The sequence below is a fragment of the Chroococcidiopsis sp. genome (assembly GCF_051657925.1).
In the GTDB taxonomy this organism is placed as follows: domain Bacteria; phylum Cyanobacteriota; class Cyanobacteriia; order Cyanobacteriales; family Chroococcidiopsidaceae; genus Chroococcidiopsis.
In genome coordinates this window covers 1-16,808 of sequence record NZ_JBOFLP010000126.1, presented here as the reverse complement: position 1 = coordinate 16,808, position 16,808 = coordinate 1, and the positions used below count along the sequence as shown (strand labels likewise).

Sequence of the window (16,808 nt, the reverse complement as noted above, 5' to 3'; positions counted from 1 at the left end):
GAGATACTTATGCGATCGAAGCATGAGGAAGATCGAGCAACCCGCGTTATCTTAGTACGCCACGGGCAGAGTACTTACAATGCCCTCGGTCTCTATCAAGGTAGCAGCGATGAGTCAGTATTAACTGAAGTAGGGCGCAGCGACGCGCGTTTAACTGGCGATTTTCTTAAAGGAGTGGTATTTGATGCCATCTACTCCAGTTCCTTGAAACGAGCGCAGGAAACCGCCCAAGAAATTTTGAGAGTCATATCCCCCCTTGTCCAATTAAGGGTAACGAACAAGTTACGCGAAACCAATCTTCCGGCATGGCAAGGGTTGTCATTTCAATACGTGCGCGAAAACTTCGCTAAGGAATATCGCCTTTGGAAACAACACCCCCATTTGTTGGAGATGGAGTTACATGCTGTCGGTGAGACAGTAGGAAGACAAGGGAGACAAGGGGAGAAGAGAGCTGGGGAAGCTGGGGGAGCAATTTTAGCCACTAGCCACCAGTCACTAGTCACCGATCGCTGTCAACTGTCTTCACGCAGTGTAGCGCCAGCGTCAACAGTCAACCGACCACTAAAATTCTTTCCTGCCCTAGATTTATATCAAAGGGTGCGAGAGTTTTGGCAAGAAATATTACCGCGCCATAGGGGACAAAGCGTTTTACTCGTGACTCATGGCGGAACCAACCGCGCCTTGATAAGCACGGCTTTGGGAATTAAACCCGATCGCTATCATTGCATTCAGCAGTCTAACTGCGGCATCAGCGTTCTCAATTTTCCTGACGGTTCTCTGGAGTCAGGACAATTGGAAGCAATGAATTTAAATTCTCATGTAGGAGAACATTTACCCAAGCCTCAAGAAGGGGGTCAAGGTTTACGGCTGTTGCTCGTACCTTCTGGGACAAATGCAGCACAAACTCAAAACATAGCTAGGTTTCTCAAACAAGTGCGAATTGACTTTAGCCTCAATAGCATACTTGACTCCTACCACATTACGGTGCAACAAATTCTGCAACACCATCCAGAAACAGTACAGTTTGAGGTATTGCGAGAAGATATTCCCGAAGCTTGGCAAGCAGTCATTGGTAGAAGAAATATAGCTAATTCCAAGCAGTTGACGACTGGTTTAGTTATGGCAAGCGAAGAAACGATCGCTCGTTTAATCGGTCATATTTTTGGCATAAGTTCAAATATTTCTGAACGAGTATTAGTTAAAAAAGGAACGATAAGTTGTTTGCAATACCCGGGCGATCGCCATCCGCCAATTTTACAGGCAATGAATATTTTAACTACTCATAATGACTTGATTCACAAATCAGACGTAGGGTGGGAACTGCCCACGAAAATCACTTTTTAATCGAAACATACTCAATTCACAAATAACCAATGACAAATGACAAAACCATGAAAATTGCATTCATTGTTTGGCGCTTTCCAATTTTATCAGAAGCCTTTATTCTGAATCAAATTACTGGCTTGCTCGATCGCGGTCACGATGTCCGCATTCATCCAGTTAATGGATTGCCTAAAAACTACACGGGTAAAATACATCCTGTAGTTGAAGAATACCAGTTAATGAAACGTACTTATTTTCCGCCAACAGTACCAGAAAAGTTTTTTCCTCGTTTGATTAAAGGATTAGGTTTATTTCTGAAGAATCTGAATCGAGGTTCTTGGAAAACGTTACAATTTTTTCAGCCTGGTAAATATGATGCAGAAGTCGCAACGTTAAAATCTTTTTACAGAACTGTCGCGTTACTTCAAGATGGGTCGTATGACATTATCCATTGTCAATTCGGTACGCTAGCACCAATTGCTCTTGCTTATCGCGACGCTAATATTATTCAAGGTAAGTTAATTACCACATTTCGCGGAATTGATATTAGTAAATACGTTCAAGAGAACGGTATTGATGTCTACGATCGACTCTTTAGAGAAGGTGAGTTTTTCTTAGCAAATTGCGAATTTTTTCGCGATCGCGCTATAAATCTAGGTTGCGATCCAACAAGAATTATCGTTCATGGCTCGGGATTAGATTGTAGTAAGTTTACTTTTAAGCCGCGTCATTTTCCCACTGACGGAAAAATCAAAATTGTCACCACAGGACGCTTAGTCGAAAAGAAAGGAATAGAATATGGTATTCGTGCTATTGCTAAGTTAGTCAAAACCTACTCGAATCTTGAATACAATATTATTGGTGACGGTGACTTAAAAGCCTACTTCGAGCAATTAATCATCGAATTAAATGTCGGTCATGTCGTTAAATTACTAGGTTGGAAGCAGCAAAAAGAAATTATCGAAATTCTCAATGAGTGCCATATTTTTATGGCTCCTAGCGTCACGGCATCTGACGGCAATCAGGATGCACCAGTCAATACTTTAAAAGAAGCAATGGCAATGGGTTTGCCTGTTATTAGTACTAGGCATGGTGGCATTCCCGAACTGGTTCAAAATGGTATATCTGGATTCTTGGTTCCAGAGCGCGATGTTGATGCGATCGCGACAAAACTCGAATTTCTGATCGAACATCCTGAAGTTTGGCAAATTATGGGAAAAGCTGGTCGAGAGCGAGTAGAAGCGAAATACGATATGAACAAATTGAACGATGAGTTAGTGGCAATTTACGAGCAAATGTTAGATGAAAAATTAAATCGCAAAACTTCAATCCAGAACCTTCAAAAATTAATGCATGTTTAGAGCGAAATTTTTACAAAAGAAAACTTTTACGAAATATGAAAATCGCCTTTTTTGTCGCTCGGTTTCCTGTTCTATCAGAGCCATTTATTCTCAATCAAATTGTTGGCGCGATCGAGCGCGGTCATGAAGTTGATATTTATTCCCTAGATGGCGCTCCCAAAGATCTATCTAAAGTGCATCCTTTAGTCGAACAATATCAACTATTAGAACGAACTTTTTACGCACCAAATCGACCGGATAACGAGCTATGGCGTTGGCTGAAAGGGTTGAGTTTACTAGCGCTTAATTTCTACAAAAATCCTTTGGTGTGCTGGCAATTATTGAATACCTCTCGATATTTGAGTCAAGCAAAATCGCTGAAGCTACTTTATCGAGCGATACCATTTCTTAGTAAGAAATCGTACGATGTCATTCACTGTCAATTTAGTACTTTGGGAGTGTTTGGTGTGTGGTTTCGTCAACTCGGATTAATTGAAGGAAAATTAATCTCCACGTTTCGAGGTGCAGATATTAGTAAATTCTTACCCAAGTGGGGCGATCGCGTTTATCAAGAAGTCTTTCAAGAAACAGATTTTTTCTTGGCTAACTGTGAGTTTTTTAAAAATAAGGCAGTTACTTTAGGATGCGATTCAGACAAAATTCACGTCCACGGTTCGGGAATTGATTGTAGTAAGTTTGCTTACCAACCTCGATTTTTTCCTGCTGATGGCAAAGTGAAAATTGTGACCACTGGACGTTTAGTAGAAAAAAAAGGAATTGAGTATGCGATCGCCGCAGTTGCCAAAGTCGCTCAAACTTATCCAAATATTGAATACTACATCATTGGTGATGGAGAGCTAAAAGCAGACTTAGAGCAATTAATTACTGGATTGAATGTAGATAATATTGTCAAAATATTAGGCTGGAAACAACAAAAAGAAATTGTAGAAATTCTCGATACTTGTCATATTTTTCTGGCTCCTAGCGTGACCGGAGCTGATGGTAATCAGGATGCACCAGTCAATACATTAAAAGAAGCAATGGCAATGGGTTTACCTGTTATTAGTACTTTACATGGTGGCATTCCAGAATTAGTGGAAGATGGCGTATCTGGGTTTTTAGTTCCAGAACGAGATGTTGAGGCGATCGCTCAAAAATTAAACTACCTAATTGAACATTCAGAACTTTGGCAACAAATGGGTTTATCTGGTCGAGCGCAGGTAGAAGCAAAATATGATATGGACAAGCTAAACGATGAATTAATTGAAATTTATCAACAAGTATTAGATTCAAACTTACCCAAAAAAACTGTAACGAAACGCAAATTGGCAGTCACGACAAATCGTTAGAATGGAGGAATAGAGCGTAATGAAACCTATAGTGACAATCGTTGTTGTACCTCGCGAGCGTTTTAGCTGTACTCAGGCATCTTTAGAAAGCATTTACGCACACACAGATTTTCCCTTCAAGTTAATTTATGTTGATGGAAATTCTCCAGCAAAAGTACGACAATATCTAGAAGCTCAAGCCCAAGAAAAGCAATTTGAAATTATTCGCACAAATTACTATCTTTCTCCCAATCATGCACGTAACATTGGTTTAAGTCGTGTCGATACTAAATATTTGGTTTTTGTTGATAACGATGTCATAGTTTCTCCAGGCTGGTTAACAGCTTTAGTTAATTGCGCTGAGGAAACAGAAGCAACTGTAGTTGGTCCTTTAATGTGTGAAAAGCAACCTATCCACCAAAGGGTTCACTTTGCAGGTGGAGAAAGCCGCGTTGTTACTGATGTGAAAGGTAGACGACATCTACGCGAAAAAATGTACAAACAAGGTCATAACGCGGTGGAGTTGCGTCCTCAATTGAAGCGGACTCAAACTGAATTAGCAGAATTTCATTGCACTTTAGTCCGTAGAGAAATCTTCGATCGCATTGGCTATCTTGATGAAGCTATGCTCAACACCAAGGAACACCTCGACTTTTGCATGACTGTAGCACAAGTGGGAGGTACGGTCTATTTTGAGCCAGATAGTTTAGTCACCTACGTACCAGGTCCACCTCTAGAATGGACGGATTTGCATTTTTATATGCTGCGTTGGAGTGACGCTTGGACTTTAGGCAGTTTACAACGCCTACGCGAGAAGTGGAATTTATCGGAAGACGGTTATTTCCAAACTAAGTATAAAAAATTGGGAGTCAGACGCATTGCCACAATTATTAAACCCTTCGTGCGTCAGGTAAGTTTTGGATTTGAGAATAAGCCGTTGAAGAGAACCATGAAAAAACTCGACCGGAAATTCAACCATTATCTGAGCGATCGCTATGCCAAAATGCTGCCACAACGCAAACTGGAGCTACCACCAATTCAGAAAGTAACTGTGACACCAGAGTTAGCTAAAGCGTGAATAAAATTGGTAATGGGTAATTGGTGGTAGTTGCCCCTCTGCCCCTCTGCCCCTCTGCCCCTCTGCCTCCCTGCTCCCTACTCCCTGCTCCCTAACACTAATTCACGCCTGAAAAATTACCGAAAGATTATTAGCTGGCATGGCATAAGTCGTAACTAGGGAAAGATTTTCGCTGCGTGCAACTGCGACAACATCATCCAAATTGCGCACGCCCCATTCTGGATTTTGTGCCTGTAAACTTTCATCAAAAGCAGCATTGCTGGGTGCAGTATGCTGACCCGCCTGCTTGAAGGGTCCATACAAGTACAAAATACCCCCTGGTGGCAAAATTCGCCTTGCTCCTGCCATCAATCCCAGACAAGCCGACCAAGGGGCAATGTGAACCATGTTAATGTTGGCGATCGCAATAATTGGATTGCGCTGAAAATCTATACCATGTAAAGATTCTGGCAGTTCGTCCCCTTCTACTACCCAAACCGGATCGCTAGCATCTAACGCCAGTGGTGGATACAAATTATCTGTCGGACAAGATTCTCGCCATGCTGCAATACTCTCTCGTGCTAAAGGATTTGGATCGGATGGAATCCAATTACGCGGGTGAAGGCGAGAGGCGAAATAAACTGCATGTTCTCCTGTACCACTGGAAACCTCTAAAACCGTACCTGTAGAAGGCAAAACTTGCAGCAGCACTTCCAGAATCGGCTCGCGGTTGCGTTGGGTAGCAGGGGCGTACTGTCGTCGGCTACTTGAATCGTTCATGCAGGTTATGGGGGGCGATCGCTACTATTAACAGCATTAATTATTTCAGCATGACATCTGTGCTAACAATGCCGTACCATAAGCCGCTTCCGCGTGCGCTGACTGCGCCACAGGCACGCCTAAATGTCTAGCTCGAATTTGGCTCCAAACGGCATTTTTCGCCCCGCCTCCAGCTGTGTAGACGCATCTCAAAGGGGTTACTCCGAGCTGCTGCAATAATTGATATCCCCGTGCTTCGATCCGTGCCATACTCTCCAATAATCCGTGTAGAAACTCAACTGGATTTTCTGGACGAGGTTCTAGTCGCGGTGGTAAATGAGGATCGTTAATTGGGAAGCGATCGCCTGCTTTGAGTAAAGGATAGTAATCTAGGGGACTTTTGTAATTAGGATCGATCTGACTGCTCAGTGTTTCTAACTCTGCATCTGTAAAAAAGTGCCGTAACACAGCTCCACCAGTATTAGAAGCCCCACCAGTCAACCACAAATCGCCCAGTCGATGGCTGTAAATTCCAGATCGGGCATCCTCCACCCGCGTCTGACTGAGTAATTTGAGTACCAAGGTCGAACCCAATGATGTCACTGCTTCTCCAGGGGAGTTTGCTCCACTAGCTAGAAACGCAGCAATACTATCTGTTGTCCCAGCTCGTACCACGCAGCCTTGCGGCAACCCCAACCGCGATCGCACCTCTACCGTCACCTCTCCTACAGGCGCGCCAGGAGTAAGTACCTGGGGCAAATTTGGCAGTGCAGGCAACTTCAACAACCAGTCAGGATAGCACAACCGTTCCACGTCATATCCCAACTTCAGAGCGTTATGATAGTCGCTCATGCCTAGCTGTCCGTGTAATAAAAAACCCAACCAGTCGGCTTGGTGTAGGAAATATATTTTTGTAGGGGCGCACATCTGTGCGCCCCTACAAGCTTTTTGCCACCACAACAACTTTGCCAAACTGGATGTAGCGCCGATCGCAACGTGATGGGGAGGAGCGATCGCGCGTAGTTTGTCCATGACGGCAATGCCGCGATCGTCGTTATAGAGTAGTGGGGCAACAATTGGATTGCCCGTCGCGTCACACAGTAAGACGGTCGAAGAAGTCCCATCAATCGCGATCGCCTCTATTTTCTGCCGTAGTTCTAAGGGCAGTTGCTCTAGTAAGCAAAACAAGCCTGTCTGCCATTGAGCGGGTGCAGTTGCTAATTCTGCCCCTGTAAAAGTATGCTTGGCTTCTGCCAGAGTCTTGCCTGTGGCATCGATCGCCACGGTTCTAGCGCCAGAAGTCCCAAAATCGATTCCCAGAGAAATCATCAGTTGTTAGGGAGGAGGGAGCAGGGAATAGTTATCATGACTACCAACTTTTCAATATTCAACAGAATTTTGTGTAGAGTTGTAACAAGCTATTCCCCTGATGAGGGAATTCATTTGAAATTATGAAACTATCTGGTAAGAATACTTTGTGACTAGGAGGCTTTTTAATGAATATATCAGATACTCAAGTTTACGTTGCTCTCGTAGTAGCGTTACTACCTGGTCTACTAGCTTTTCGGCTAGCTACCGAACTGTATAAGTAGAAATTTAGGTACATTTGTTAACTATGACATTGTGAGGCAGAGAGTACTAGTTTGTTACCTGAACAAACACTTATAGTTCAACTGCTTCCAAGTTGAGTTTTGAGTCAGGGGATCGCTCCTCGACTCAAAACCCAATCTCAAATCATTTAAATCAGTTTGAATCGAGCTTCGATTGCATAACATCTACCAACTAGCAAAATCCCGTTTCGCGATCGCCAGTTGCTCTACAACGATCGGCTGCTGACCTCCGAGAGTCCTCCCCGTTGATTTACCGTATATTCACTAGTCTTAATTGTGCGATGGTAAACAGTTTTGGCTACGTTTGCGTAAAACTACGGTTGGGAGCTAGAGCAGAGTGAGAGTAAGGTTTTGGGGATTCTTTGCATCAGAGTAAACTTTGTATCAGAGTAAACAAAAAGCCCAATCCACAGACTGTATAAGACTAGTTGTTTAATCGCCCCTTTTGAGCAATTATGAACGCCATTCAACCGTCTAGACCACCTCTACAGCCGCAAAAGACTCGCCGCCAGGATCGCCGTAGAAAAACCGTACAGCGCCAGCAGCGCCATCCCAATCGCACGTTAGTTTTAGAAAACACTGCAAAACTATTTGCTAACTGTGCCATTTCTGCTATAACGCTGTATGGTTTGGCGCAGTTAGCACCTTATCTTTGGTCGCAGCAGCAAAAATCGAAAGCAATTAATACCGAAGTCAAGCAGATAGAACAGCGCGTCGGTCATCTGCGTCAAGATCTCAACCACTACTTCGATCCCCGTCAAAGCTATTCTTTGATGAAAGAGCAAAATAATTTAATTGAACCAGGACAGCGCCAAGTTTACTTCCTCGACAAATCTAGATAGCAATTAGCAACCGGCAATTAGCAGCCAGCATTACCGCTAATTGTCAATCGTTAATAATTGATTTAACCAAGTTTCGACCTGAGCGTGTAAACGCATAGCGGAATCGGCATTGGAGCTGTTGTGCTGTGGTAGAAGCTGTAAAGCACGGCGATAATCAGATATGCAGCAGTTCCAATCACCCCATAAATGATAAGTCCGACCGCGTTCGGCATAAATATGTCCTTCTAGCTGTCCTAGTAACAGTGCCAGATCGAAACTTTCAATTGCCTCTTCGTAGCGTTCCAAATCGCGCAGAGTAATGCCTCGGTTGAGTAACGCCCGCACGTAGCTAGGATTGAGATCCAGGGCGCGATCGTAGTCAGCCAATGCAGCGAGGAAATTTCCACAGGCAGCGTGGTAGTTAGCTCGATTGTTATAAGCTTTTGCTAAATTCGGATTCAGTTCTAGTGCGCGCTCGTAGTCAGCGATCGCCTGTTGGAGTTGACCAGCCTGGAAGTATACTAATCCCCGATTGTTGTAGTCAATCGCATTTCCAGGGCAGCGATAAAGCAGTTGGCTCAACAACGCGATCGCGTCGGCATAGTTTCCCTGCTGCGATTTCTCCGCAGCACATGCACGTAAGTATGTATCGGATAAGGCTAGTTCTGGTTGCCGTTTACTGTTTTTGGAGGCTATTGGCGACTGATTAGCTATGCCACTAGTATTACGTTGATGACGGCATTTCCGATTCTTTTTTTCTGCTTCTAACGATTGGCTTCTCATGATGGTTGCTGGGCTGTTGAGCCACAAGCTCTATAAAATAAACTTATAATTATCTAGACTCTATCTGGTGTATCTTTGTGGCACTTACTTAGGTGTCTTAGCCTAGATTTATGTTATGTCAGGCATTAGTAGCGCCCAAGTCGATGCTCACACTCTATGATTCTCACTTCATACTGGATTATTCATCTTTCCGCAGATAAATTCCAGAAGATTTAGGAATTAGGCATCAGTTATCAGTGAAGAAAGGGGTGTGGGGTGTAGTGGAAAGAATTCGGAATTTGGAATAGACGCGCTCCGCTACACTTCGTGAACGGAATTCGGAATTAATCGATCGCTGGTCACTGGTCACTGGTCACTGGTCACTGCTCCCTGCTCCCTTTTCTTCAATACGTTCGACAAGTTGATAAAATGCAAGCACGGTGACTGCTGTGTTTGGATTTTTGAGAGAATTTTGTTATGACTACTGCTACTGTGTATGCCAACGCGCCCGAGCTATCCCCAGAAGACTACGTTGCGATCGGGCTAGCGACTTGCTTTGTGAAGGAAGATGGAGAAGTGCGCGACCTAGAAATTATCGAGCCGATACCCTCTGCTGCTTTAGAAGCGATCGCTAAAGGTATTCCCACATCTTACAAACTGGTTAGCGCTATAACCCTGGGAACAGTTTTAGCTGGGGATAAATTGCAGATACCTGCTGGTTTTCCCACCTCAGCCCAATTTAGCGACGACTTCGGACAACGGGCGATCGCTGCTGCTCGTACTTACAAGAGCCGTACTGTTGCTAAGGCTCTCATTCCTCTCGGCACAACTCGCGAAAATTTTAATTATTCCACAGAACGCAAGCGCGTGCTAAACATGAAACGAGTTGTTAGTAAAGACGATAATGTGAAGCAGCACGCCTACACTCATCAAGTTTTGTGATTGTCGAGTTTTGTAATAGCATTTGAATCTTTAAAATATGCTCAAGCTTTATGGTGGTGCTTTTAGCCGTGCCGCGATCGTTCAATGGTATCTGGAAGAACTAGAAGTTCCCTATGAATTTGTGATGCTGGATATGAAAGCAGGAGAGCATCTCCAGCCCGAATATCTTGCTGTCAACCCCTTTGGTAAAGTTCCAGCAATTGTAGACGGAGATGTTCGACTGTGGGAATCTGGTGCAATTCTGGCGTATCTTGCCGACAAGTACGAAAAAGCCGAGCTGTCCTTAGAAGAACGCGCTCAGCTGAGCCAATGGATTTTATTTGCTAATGCCACACTGGGACCAGGAATTTTTGTTGAAGCAAACCGCGATCGCGAAATGCCACGTCTGATGACTGCTCTTAATCGAATTCTAGAGCAGCAATCTTATTTACTCGGTCAAAAGTTTAGCGTAGCTGATGTCGCGGTCGGCTCTATCTTAAGTTACATTCCAATCATGCTAAAGCTAGATCTGAGCGAATATCCAGCAGTTGTTAGCTATGCCAAAAGACTCGCCGAACGTCCGGCATTTCAAAAGTCAATTGGCTCTCGCCGTGGTGGGTGAAGAAAAGTAGCCTTCAAAGTCCGTCTCATTAAAATTTGTTTAACAATTCATCTGAAAAAAATAGCAGGGTAGACAATGCCTACCCTGCTTCCACGTATTAAGAGTTAGCTCTGCGTTTAGCCCTAGCTTATCTAAAGCCAACAGCCGCTTGCCAAACAAAAGCTAGCAGCAAGAAAAATAGAGGAATCAAGGGCAGAACGTCAACTAGAGGATCTAGGATGGAATATGCTTCCGGTAGTTTTGCTAACAATAATGCGGCTTCCATACTTAAATTTTCCTTCTCAACACAGCTTTCAGAATTGACATGCATCTTAACATGAATCAGTGTCAGGGAACAGGGAGCAGGGAACAGGGAGCAGGGAACAGGGAGCAGTTGTCAGTGAGGGATGAGGGGTGAGGAGTGAGAGGTGAGTGTTTGTATCTATCTTCTCCTGACTCCTGACCCCTGACTCCTGACTCCTTTCTAATGACCAATGACCAATGACCAATGACTAATGACCGACTTGTCCCTATTTCCTATTCCCTAAACGAAATTCCTGACAAGACTGGTAGCAATTGTCAGGATCGTAGATATGACACTGAGATGTAATTTCCTGCATTAGAGACCAAGAAAAGTTGGATTCTGGGTGTAAATAAGCACCCCAGTTTTGTTGTAAGCTACGATAAGCTTGCCACAGTTTGTAGGAAGGAATTGCAGTCGAAATGTGGTGGGGAATATGGACGCTAATGTCGTGGCAGAGAAATTCTACCCATTGGGGATAATTACAATGAATAGTTCCTGACAACTGCGATCGCGCCGCATTCCATTCATGAGGATGATAGAAAGGAATATCTACTGCTGTATGGTGTACCAGAGTAAAAGTACTCATCCAAAAATGATAAACCAACCAAGGAATAAACCAAAATTTGATGACTCCCCAGAAACCAGTAGTAGCAAAAAGTAGCGGAAATGCGATCGCGGCAAAAACAATGACTAACATTGCCGAAAATCTGACCTGTTCGCGCTGTTTCCCTTCAAATCGAGTCCAGTTAAAGTGTAATGCTCCCCAGTGCAAGGTAGAAGCCATCCACCAGAATTCACCCCGCATCAGTCGATAGCCCCATTGTCCAAGGGAACCTAAACTAGCATAAAACTCTGGTTGAAAGGGTTGCCATGCGTTGTCTTCACCTATCTTATTAGTGTGTAAGTGGTGGTGATTGTGTAAGATGCGCCAGCTATGGAAAGGGTAAATTAACGGTAATAGTAGCGTATGCCCTACCAAATCATTAACCCAACGACGTTTAGCAAACGAACGATGTCCGCAATCGTGGGCAATCACAAAAAAACCGGTCAACGCTGTACCGGTAAAAATCCAAACAAAGGGTAACAAATACCAAGGCGCGATCGCTAAACCTACATAACCCACCACAACCATAAAGATATTAATGAATACCTGCGACCATGCTTGCAAGCGATCCCGTTGAAAGCACTCCTTAGGTATGGTTTTGAGGATATCTTTGAGACGTATTTCAGTATTGAAGGAACCATAAGTTGGTTGTTGAGGCTGTGGAATCAGTGTAGTCATGAACACCTGTAAGAAACGATACCAATTGCTAACACACCACTAAGTTGATAGCGTGCTGATAGTTTTGCGATCGAACTGCTTCGGAATTATATCAACCTTAAGTATCTTAGAAAAAGGGGCATTTATCATGGATGAAGTCGCGCATTCGTAAGTCAGAAGTCGAAATTAACTGCTCCCTGCTCCCTGCTTCCTGCTCCCTTGCTTCACTGATAACTGAATTTGCTTTCCCATTACGATCAAATCGCGCTCTACACCGTCAAGATTGGCGACCTGGGGTAAATAACCCCAACGCTGAAAGCCAAACGCATCAAATAGTTTTATGCTGGGCTGGTTATGGGCAAAAATGAAGCCTAATAGAGTCTTTAACTCCAAGCTGGGGCTTTGCTCGATCGCGTAAGATAGCAATTGTCGTCCCACGCCACAGCGACGATAGCTAGGAGCAACATATATACTCACCTCCGCAGTTGCTTTATAAGCTGGTCGTCCATAAAAAGATTGAAAACTCAGCCAGCCAGCTATAGCTGCATCTATTTCTAGTACCCAAATCGGACGCTCTGCTGGAGAATGGGCAAAAAACCAATCCGTGCGGCTTTCTACAGATACGGGTTCTAGATCGGCTGTTGCTAATCGGTCGGGAATTGCAGCATTATAAATCGCGACAATTTCTGACAAATCGGCAACCACTGCATCGCGAATCGTTCTCATCACCTCTTCACCCCTCATCCACTTGGGCGCACAACTCTTGCGTTTCCCACTCCCCACTCCCTATTCTCCACTCCCTAATAAAGGTGCAGCTGCCAATAGCGTTTGGGTATAAGGATGCTGAGGATTGTTAAAGATAGCTTGAGTCGTATCGATTTCGACAATCTGACCGCTATTCATCACAGCAATGCGATCGCATAAAAATCGAGCTACCCATAAGTCATGGGTAATAAATAAATAAGTTAGATCGAACTCTCGCTTTAATTCCAGCATTAAATCGAGTACCTGAGCTTGGATACTAGCATCGAGCATACTGACAGGTTCGTCACAAATTATCAGTCGCGGACGAGTAATCAACGCACGGGCGATCGCGACTCGCTGCTGTTGTCCGCCAGATAGTTCGCTAGGATAGCGGCTGTAGTAATTCTCTAGTGGAGTTAGTCCGACGCGCTTCAGCATTGCCATGACCTGCTCTTTTGCTTTTGCAGGATTAGCTATTTGATGAATGAACAAAGGCTCGGCAATATTCTGTCCCACTGTCATTGTTGGATTAAGACAAGCATGGGGATCTTGAAAGATCATTTGCATCTGTCGGCGAGAAAGGCGTAGATCTTGTCGCGACAAAGTAGTTAAATCCGTGCCTTGCCACTCTACTTTTCCTGATGTAGGGCGAACTAACTGCAATATTGTCCTAGATAAAGTACTCTTACCACAGCCCGATTCCCCAACTAATCCCAAGATTTCCCCAGGGAAAAGTTCCAAATTTATTCCATCTACAGCCTTAATTGTCTGGTCTTCAGCTTTAAACAACCGCTCGATAAAATTGCGTTCTAAGCTGTAATGCTGTTTGAGATTGGTGATTTTGAGAATTGGTAATTGGTAATTGGTAATTGCTCCCCTGCTCCTCTGCCCCTCTGCTCCCTCTGCCCCTCTGCTCTCTTGTCCCCCGACTCCCTGCTCCCTGCTCCCTGCTCCCTGCTCCCCATGAATATGCAAAGCCGCCTGCAAGAGCGATCGCGTGTATTCGTGTTGGGGTTGCCGAAATACTGTTTGGGAGGAACCAGTTTCGACTAATTCTCCATCGTGCATTACGCCAATGCGATCGCAGTATTCTCCCACCAGTGCCAGATCGTGAGAAATTAATAACAAAGCCATGTCCCGCTCGCGACATAGGCGCATCAGTTCTTTTAAGATTTGCGCCGCTACGGTTACATCTAAACTAGTTGTTGGTTCGTCGGCAATAATTAGTTTGGGATCGAGCATCAAAGCTAGGGCGATCGCCACCCGTTGGCGCATTCCACCGCTAAATTCATGCGGGTATTGATGCCAGCGATTTTCCGGAATATTCACGGCGGCGAGAGTAGCGATCGCCTTATCCCTTAGTTCTCGTTCTGAGAGTTGGGGTTGGTGCGCCCTTAAAGTTTCCACGCAGTGCTTGCCAATCGTCATCAGCGGATCGAGGCGCGTCATCGGATCTTGAAATACCAGTGCTACTGCTTCTCCACGAAATTGCCGCATCTGGGTAGGCGTGAGATCTAATACCGATCGCTCCTCAAATATCACCTTGCCATTCACGCGACTGGCGGTTGGTAACAGGCGCATTACAGCCCGCCCTAGAGTCGATTTACCGCAACCTGACTCTCCCACCAGCCCCAGGCGTTCGCCCCGTTGCAGCGTCAGAGAAACGCCGTTGACAGCCCATTGCAGAGTCTCCCTATCTTTTTGGTGTGGATAGGCGACTTTGAGATTGTCGATACAAAGTAGAGCTTGGCTCATATTATCAGTTATCAGTTATCAGCTATTGGTGAATCAACTTTTAGATTGTGGATTTTGAATTGGTCATGGGTAATGGGTAAGTCGTAGGTGAGAATTAATTGGTCACTGGTCACTGGTCACCGGTCACTGATAATATCTGGTTTATAACTATTTGAACTACAGTTAGCTAGAAAAAAAGTTATTTTTTTAACAAAAACTCAGTCGTAGTCGAGTTAATGCTTAGTTTTTAAATCTATTTTGTACTCACATAAGATTCCTACTAATGCCTGAAACCAAAAGTTCTATTCTCATCCTCGGTGGTGGTTTTACTAGTTTATTTACTGCTCTACATTTAAGCCATCAGCATTGCTCTCTACCCATCGTGGCGATCGATCGCGAGTGAAGTTTCATGTTTAAACCCTTACTCTATGAGTTTTTGAGTGGGGAAATGAAATCGGATTTGGTGTGGGCTAGATATGACGAGCTGTTGCAGAACATAGTTTTAGGTTTAGGCAGCACTACGGATTATTTTGGCGTAGAAGGAGCAAGCAAGCATTCTTTTTCGATCCGCACTGGAGAAGATGCGATCGCGTTAGGGAGACATCTAGGCGATTGTCTCCAAAGAGTAACTCAAACAGAAGATATAAAACAACGCCGCACCCTATTGACGTTTGCTGTCTTCGGTGCTGGTTGTTCTGGAGTAGAGCTAGCTGCTACCTTAGCAGACTTATTACCCGATTGGTATGCTCAAATTGGTGGTAACAAACAAGAAATCCGGGTAGTCATTATTCAACGGAGAATCCTTTACCTGCAACGGCGTAAGTTGCCTACCAACAAGTAGCAGCGATCGCTAAAAATATCATGGCATTATCTGAGGGCGAGTCCCTAACTCCAGCTCATGTACGCCTGCGTGGGGTCCTGATGAAATTGGGTTTAGATGAAAGCGTGGTAGAAATTTTCGATCGCTACGAAGTCAAGGGCAAGTTAGGGCATCTCATCCGTCAGGGAGTTTATCTAGAGATGTTACCAACACCAGTACGTAATTTTAAAGCTACAACTGAATGGCTGACCAACGAAATTTTCGAGCAATTTGTCAAAACATAAACAATTGCTACAACTTTTTCTAAAATTTTTCAAGGAAAATAGCGAATTGCAATCGTAATTAAGAAAAGTACTTGCACTGCGATCGCCTTCCTGCTAATCTAAAACTATATTTATAATGGGAATATAATTATAATTTCTATTTTTATTAATATTTATATTATAAAAATATTCTATGAATTACTTTACCAAAAAAAACGTCCGCTCTGAATCTAGTTAAAGCAAAATTTAAGATTTGAGCAACAAAATAAGCTGGTAAAACTATTGGCAGTGGACGAAGTTGAGCCAAGGGCGAGCCGAGCCAGAGTCCTTCCTAAATACCTCGCATGACTATAGTACTCTCATTTGGGCGATCGGTTTGCGCTCTCAGAGTGACTATAGCATCAAGTCATTCAACAATCAAGCTATTTAACAAATGACCAATGACAAATAGCAGCATTTTGGTAGAGTGTCGAATATATCTCCATGAATTAACATAAAAGAATAACTATTATGACGAGCGATCGCAACGGCTGAGAAATGTTATCAGATCGAGACAAACAGACAGTGCAATCTGGAAATATTCCTTATGAAGTAGCTGTCATTGGAGCTGGTATTTCTGGAACTGCTTTGCTGTATAGCTTAAGTAAGTACACTAATGTAGAGCGGATTCTCTTAGTCGAAAAAGAATCAGAAGTCGGCTTATGCAACTCTCATAAAACAATGAATAGCCAAACGCTTCATTTTGGCGATATAGAAACTAACTATACTCTAGAAAAAGCTCAAAAAGTGAATCGAGCCGCAACCTTAGTCAAAAACTATCTTTTAAGGAACGATGCCAGCCAAAAAAGCTATAGCAAGTACCACAAATTAGTCTTAGCTATTGGAGTAGAGCAAGTTCAAGAACTGCGAGATAGATATAGAGAATTTCAATCGTTATTTCCGCAATTAAAATTAATTCAAAAACCAGAAATAGAGGCAATTGAACCTAATGTTATTAAAGATAGAAAGCCTGACGAAGAAATTATAGCTTTATATTCTGAAGCTGGTTACACAATAGATTTTCAGGCCTTATCTCGCTCGTTTTTGCAAAACTCAATTGAAACTAAAAAAACGATTGACATTATGATGTCAACAAAAGTTAAGTTCCTCAAAAAAGTACA

The 16,808-nt window shown here is 43.7% G+C and carries 19 protein-coding genes; 11 read left to right on the top strand and 8 right to left on the bottom strand.

Annotated elements, in window-relative coordinates; all coding sequences use genetic code 11:
• The 4 genes from ACRC32_RS09460 to ACRC32_RS09445 all read left to right on the top strand — a co-directional run.
• The coding region (locus ACRC32_RS09460; protein WP_438553722.1) for a histidine phosphatase family protein at positions 1-1,344 on the top strand (1,344 nt) is incomplete at its 5' end.
• A 47-nt stretch (positions 1,345-1,391) separates the two neighbouring features.
• Positions 1,392-2,684, top strand: coding sequence for a glycosyltransferase (locus ACRC32_RS09455; RefSeq protein WP_438553725.1), 1,293 nt, complete (start codon positions 1,392-1,394; stop codon positions 2,682-2,684).
• 35 nt (positions 2,685-2,719) lie between these two features.
• On the top strand, positions 2,720-4,012 hold the full coding sequence (locus tag ACRC32_RS09450; protein WP_438553721.1) for a glycosyltransferase: 1,293 nt from the start codon (positions 2,720-2,722) through the stop codon (positions 4,010-4,012).
• Between the two features lie 19 nt (positions 4,013-4,031).
• A complete protein-coding gene (locus ACRC32_RS09445) occupies positions 4,032-5,069 on the top strand; it encodes a glycosyltransferase family 2 protein (RefSeq protein WP_438553720.1) in 1,038 nt (345 codons plus the stop codon).
• A 102-nt stretch (positions 5,070-5,171) separates the two neighbouring features.
• Here the strand turns inward: ACRC32_RS09445 and ACRC32_RS09440 are convergent, their stop codons facing one another.
• Both ACRC32_RS09440 and ACRC32_RS09435 read right to left on the bottom strand, forming a co-directional pair.
• A complete protein-coding gene (locus ACRC32_RS09440) occupies positions 5,172-5,828 on the bottom strand; it encodes a DUF938 domain-containing protein (RefSeq protein ID WP_438553719.1) in 657 nt (218 codons plus the stop codon).
• Positions 5,829-5,873: 45 nt separating this feature from the next.
• Complete coding sequence (locus tag ACRC32_RS09435) at positions 5,874-7,139, bottom strand: FGGY-family carbohydrate kinase (RefSeq protein WP_438553724.1); 1,266 nt, start codon at positions 7,137-7,139, stop codon at positions 5,874-5,876.
• Positions 7,140-7,303: 164 nt separating this feature from the next.
• Between ACRC32_RS09435 and psaM the strand changes: the two genes are divergently transcribed.
• Complete coding sequence (gene psaM, locus ACRC32_RS09430) at positions 7,304-7,399, top strand: photosystem I reaction center subunit XII (protein ID WP_132866463.1); 96 nt, start codon at positions 7,304-7,306, stop codon at positions 7,397-7,399.
• Positions 7,400-7,872: 473 nt separating this feature from the next.
• The gene (locus tag ACRC32_RS09425) at positions 7,873-8,259 is read left to right on the top strand and encodes a hypothetical protein (RefSeq protein WP_438553718.1); all 387 of its coding nucleotides are present in this window, start codon (positions 7,873-7,875) and stop codon (positions 8,257-8,259) included.
• A gap of 36 nt (positions 8,260-8,295) precedes the next feature.
• On the opposite strand, the gene ACRC32_RS09420 is transcribed toward ACRC32_RS09425, so the two are convergent.
• Both ACRC32_RS09420 and ACRC32_RS09415 read right to left on the bottom strand, forming a co-directional pair.
• Positions 8,296-9,021: a tetratricopeptide repeat protein gene (locus ACRC32_RS09420; RefSeq protein WP_438553717.1), complete on the bottom strand. Its 726-nt coding sequence runs from the start codon at positions 9,019-9,021 to the stop codon at positions 8,296-8,298.
• A 226-nt stretch (positions 9,022-9,247) separates the two neighbouring features.
• Entirely contained in the window at positions 9,248-9,370 is a 123-nt protein-coding gene (locus ACRC32_RS09415) for a hypothetical protein (RefSeq protein ID WP_438553716.1), read from the bottom strand.
• Between the two features lie 107 nt (positions 9,371-9,477).
• On the opposite strand from ACRC32_RS09415, the gene ACRC32_RS09410 reads away from it, so the two are divergent.
• Positions 9,478-9,942: a hypothetical protein gene (locus tag ACRC32_RS09410; RefSeq protein WP_438553715.1), complete on the top strand. Its 465-nt coding sequence runs from the start codon at positions 9,478-9,480 to the stop codon at positions 9,940-9,942.
• Positions 9,943-9,979: 37 nt separating this feature from the next.
• The gene (locus ACRC32_RS09405) at positions 9,980-10,543 is read left to right on the top strand and encodes a glutathione S-transferase family protein (protein WP_438553714.1); all 564 of its coding nucleotides are present in this window, start codon (positions 9,980-9,982) and stop codon (positions 10,541-10,543) included.
• A gap of 127 nt (positions 10,544-10,670) precedes the next feature.
• On the opposite strand, the gene ACRC32_RS09400 is transcribed toward ACRC32_RS09405, so the two are convergent.
• The 4 genes from ACRC32_RS09400 to ACRC32_RS09385 form a co-directional block, all read right to left on the bottom strand.
• Positions 10,671-10,808, bottom strand: coding sequence for a photosystem II reaction center protein K (locus ACRC32_RS09400; protein WP_039714828.1), 138 nt, complete (start codon positions 10,806-10,808; stop codon positions 10,671-10,673).
• Between the two features lie 244 nt (positions 10,809-11,052).
• A complete protein-coding gene (locus tag ACRC32_RS09395) occupies positions 11,053-12,108 on the bottom strand; it encodes a fatty acid desaturase (RefSeq protein ID WP_438553713.1) in 1,056 nt (351 codons plus the stop codon).
• Between the two features lie 165 nt (positions 12,109-12,273).
• Entirely contained in the window at positions 12,274-12,813 is a 540-nt protein-coding gene (locus ACRC32_RS09390; RefSeq protein ID WP_438553723.1) for a GNAT family N-acetyltransferase, read from the bottom strand.
• 60 nt (positions 12,814-12,873) lie between these two features.
• A complete protein-coding gene (locus tag ACRC32_RS09385) occupies positions 12,874-14,586 on the bottom strand; it encodes a dipeptide ABC transporter ATP-binding protein (RefSeq protein WP_438553712.1) in 1,713 nt (570 codons plus the stop codon).
• 388 nt (positions 14,587-14,974) lie between these two features.
• On the opposite strand from ACRC32_RS09385, the gene ACRC32_RS09380 reads away from it, so the two are divergent.
• From ACRC32_RS09380 to ACRC32_RS09370, 3 genes are all read left to right on the top strand, one after another.
• Positions 14,975-15,406, top strand: a complete 432-nt coding sequence (locus ACRC32_RS09380) for an FAD-dependent oxidoreductase (RefSeq protein WP_438553711.1) — start codon at positions 14,975-14,977, stop codon at positions 15,404-15,406.
• Between the two features lie 20 nt (positions 15,407-15,426).
• The gene (locus ACRC32_RS09375) at positions 15,427-15,669 is read left to right on the top strand and encodes a hypothetical protein (RefSeq protein WP_438553710.1); all 243 of its coding nucleotides are present in this window, start codon (positions 15,427-15,429) and stop codon (positions 15,667-15,669) included.
• A 516-nt stretch (positions 15,670-16,185) separates the two neighbouring features.
• On the top strand, positions 16,186-16,808 hold a 623-nt coding region (locus ACRC32_RS09370), incomplete at its 3' end, for an FAD-dependent oxidoreductase (RefSeq protein ID WP_438553709.1).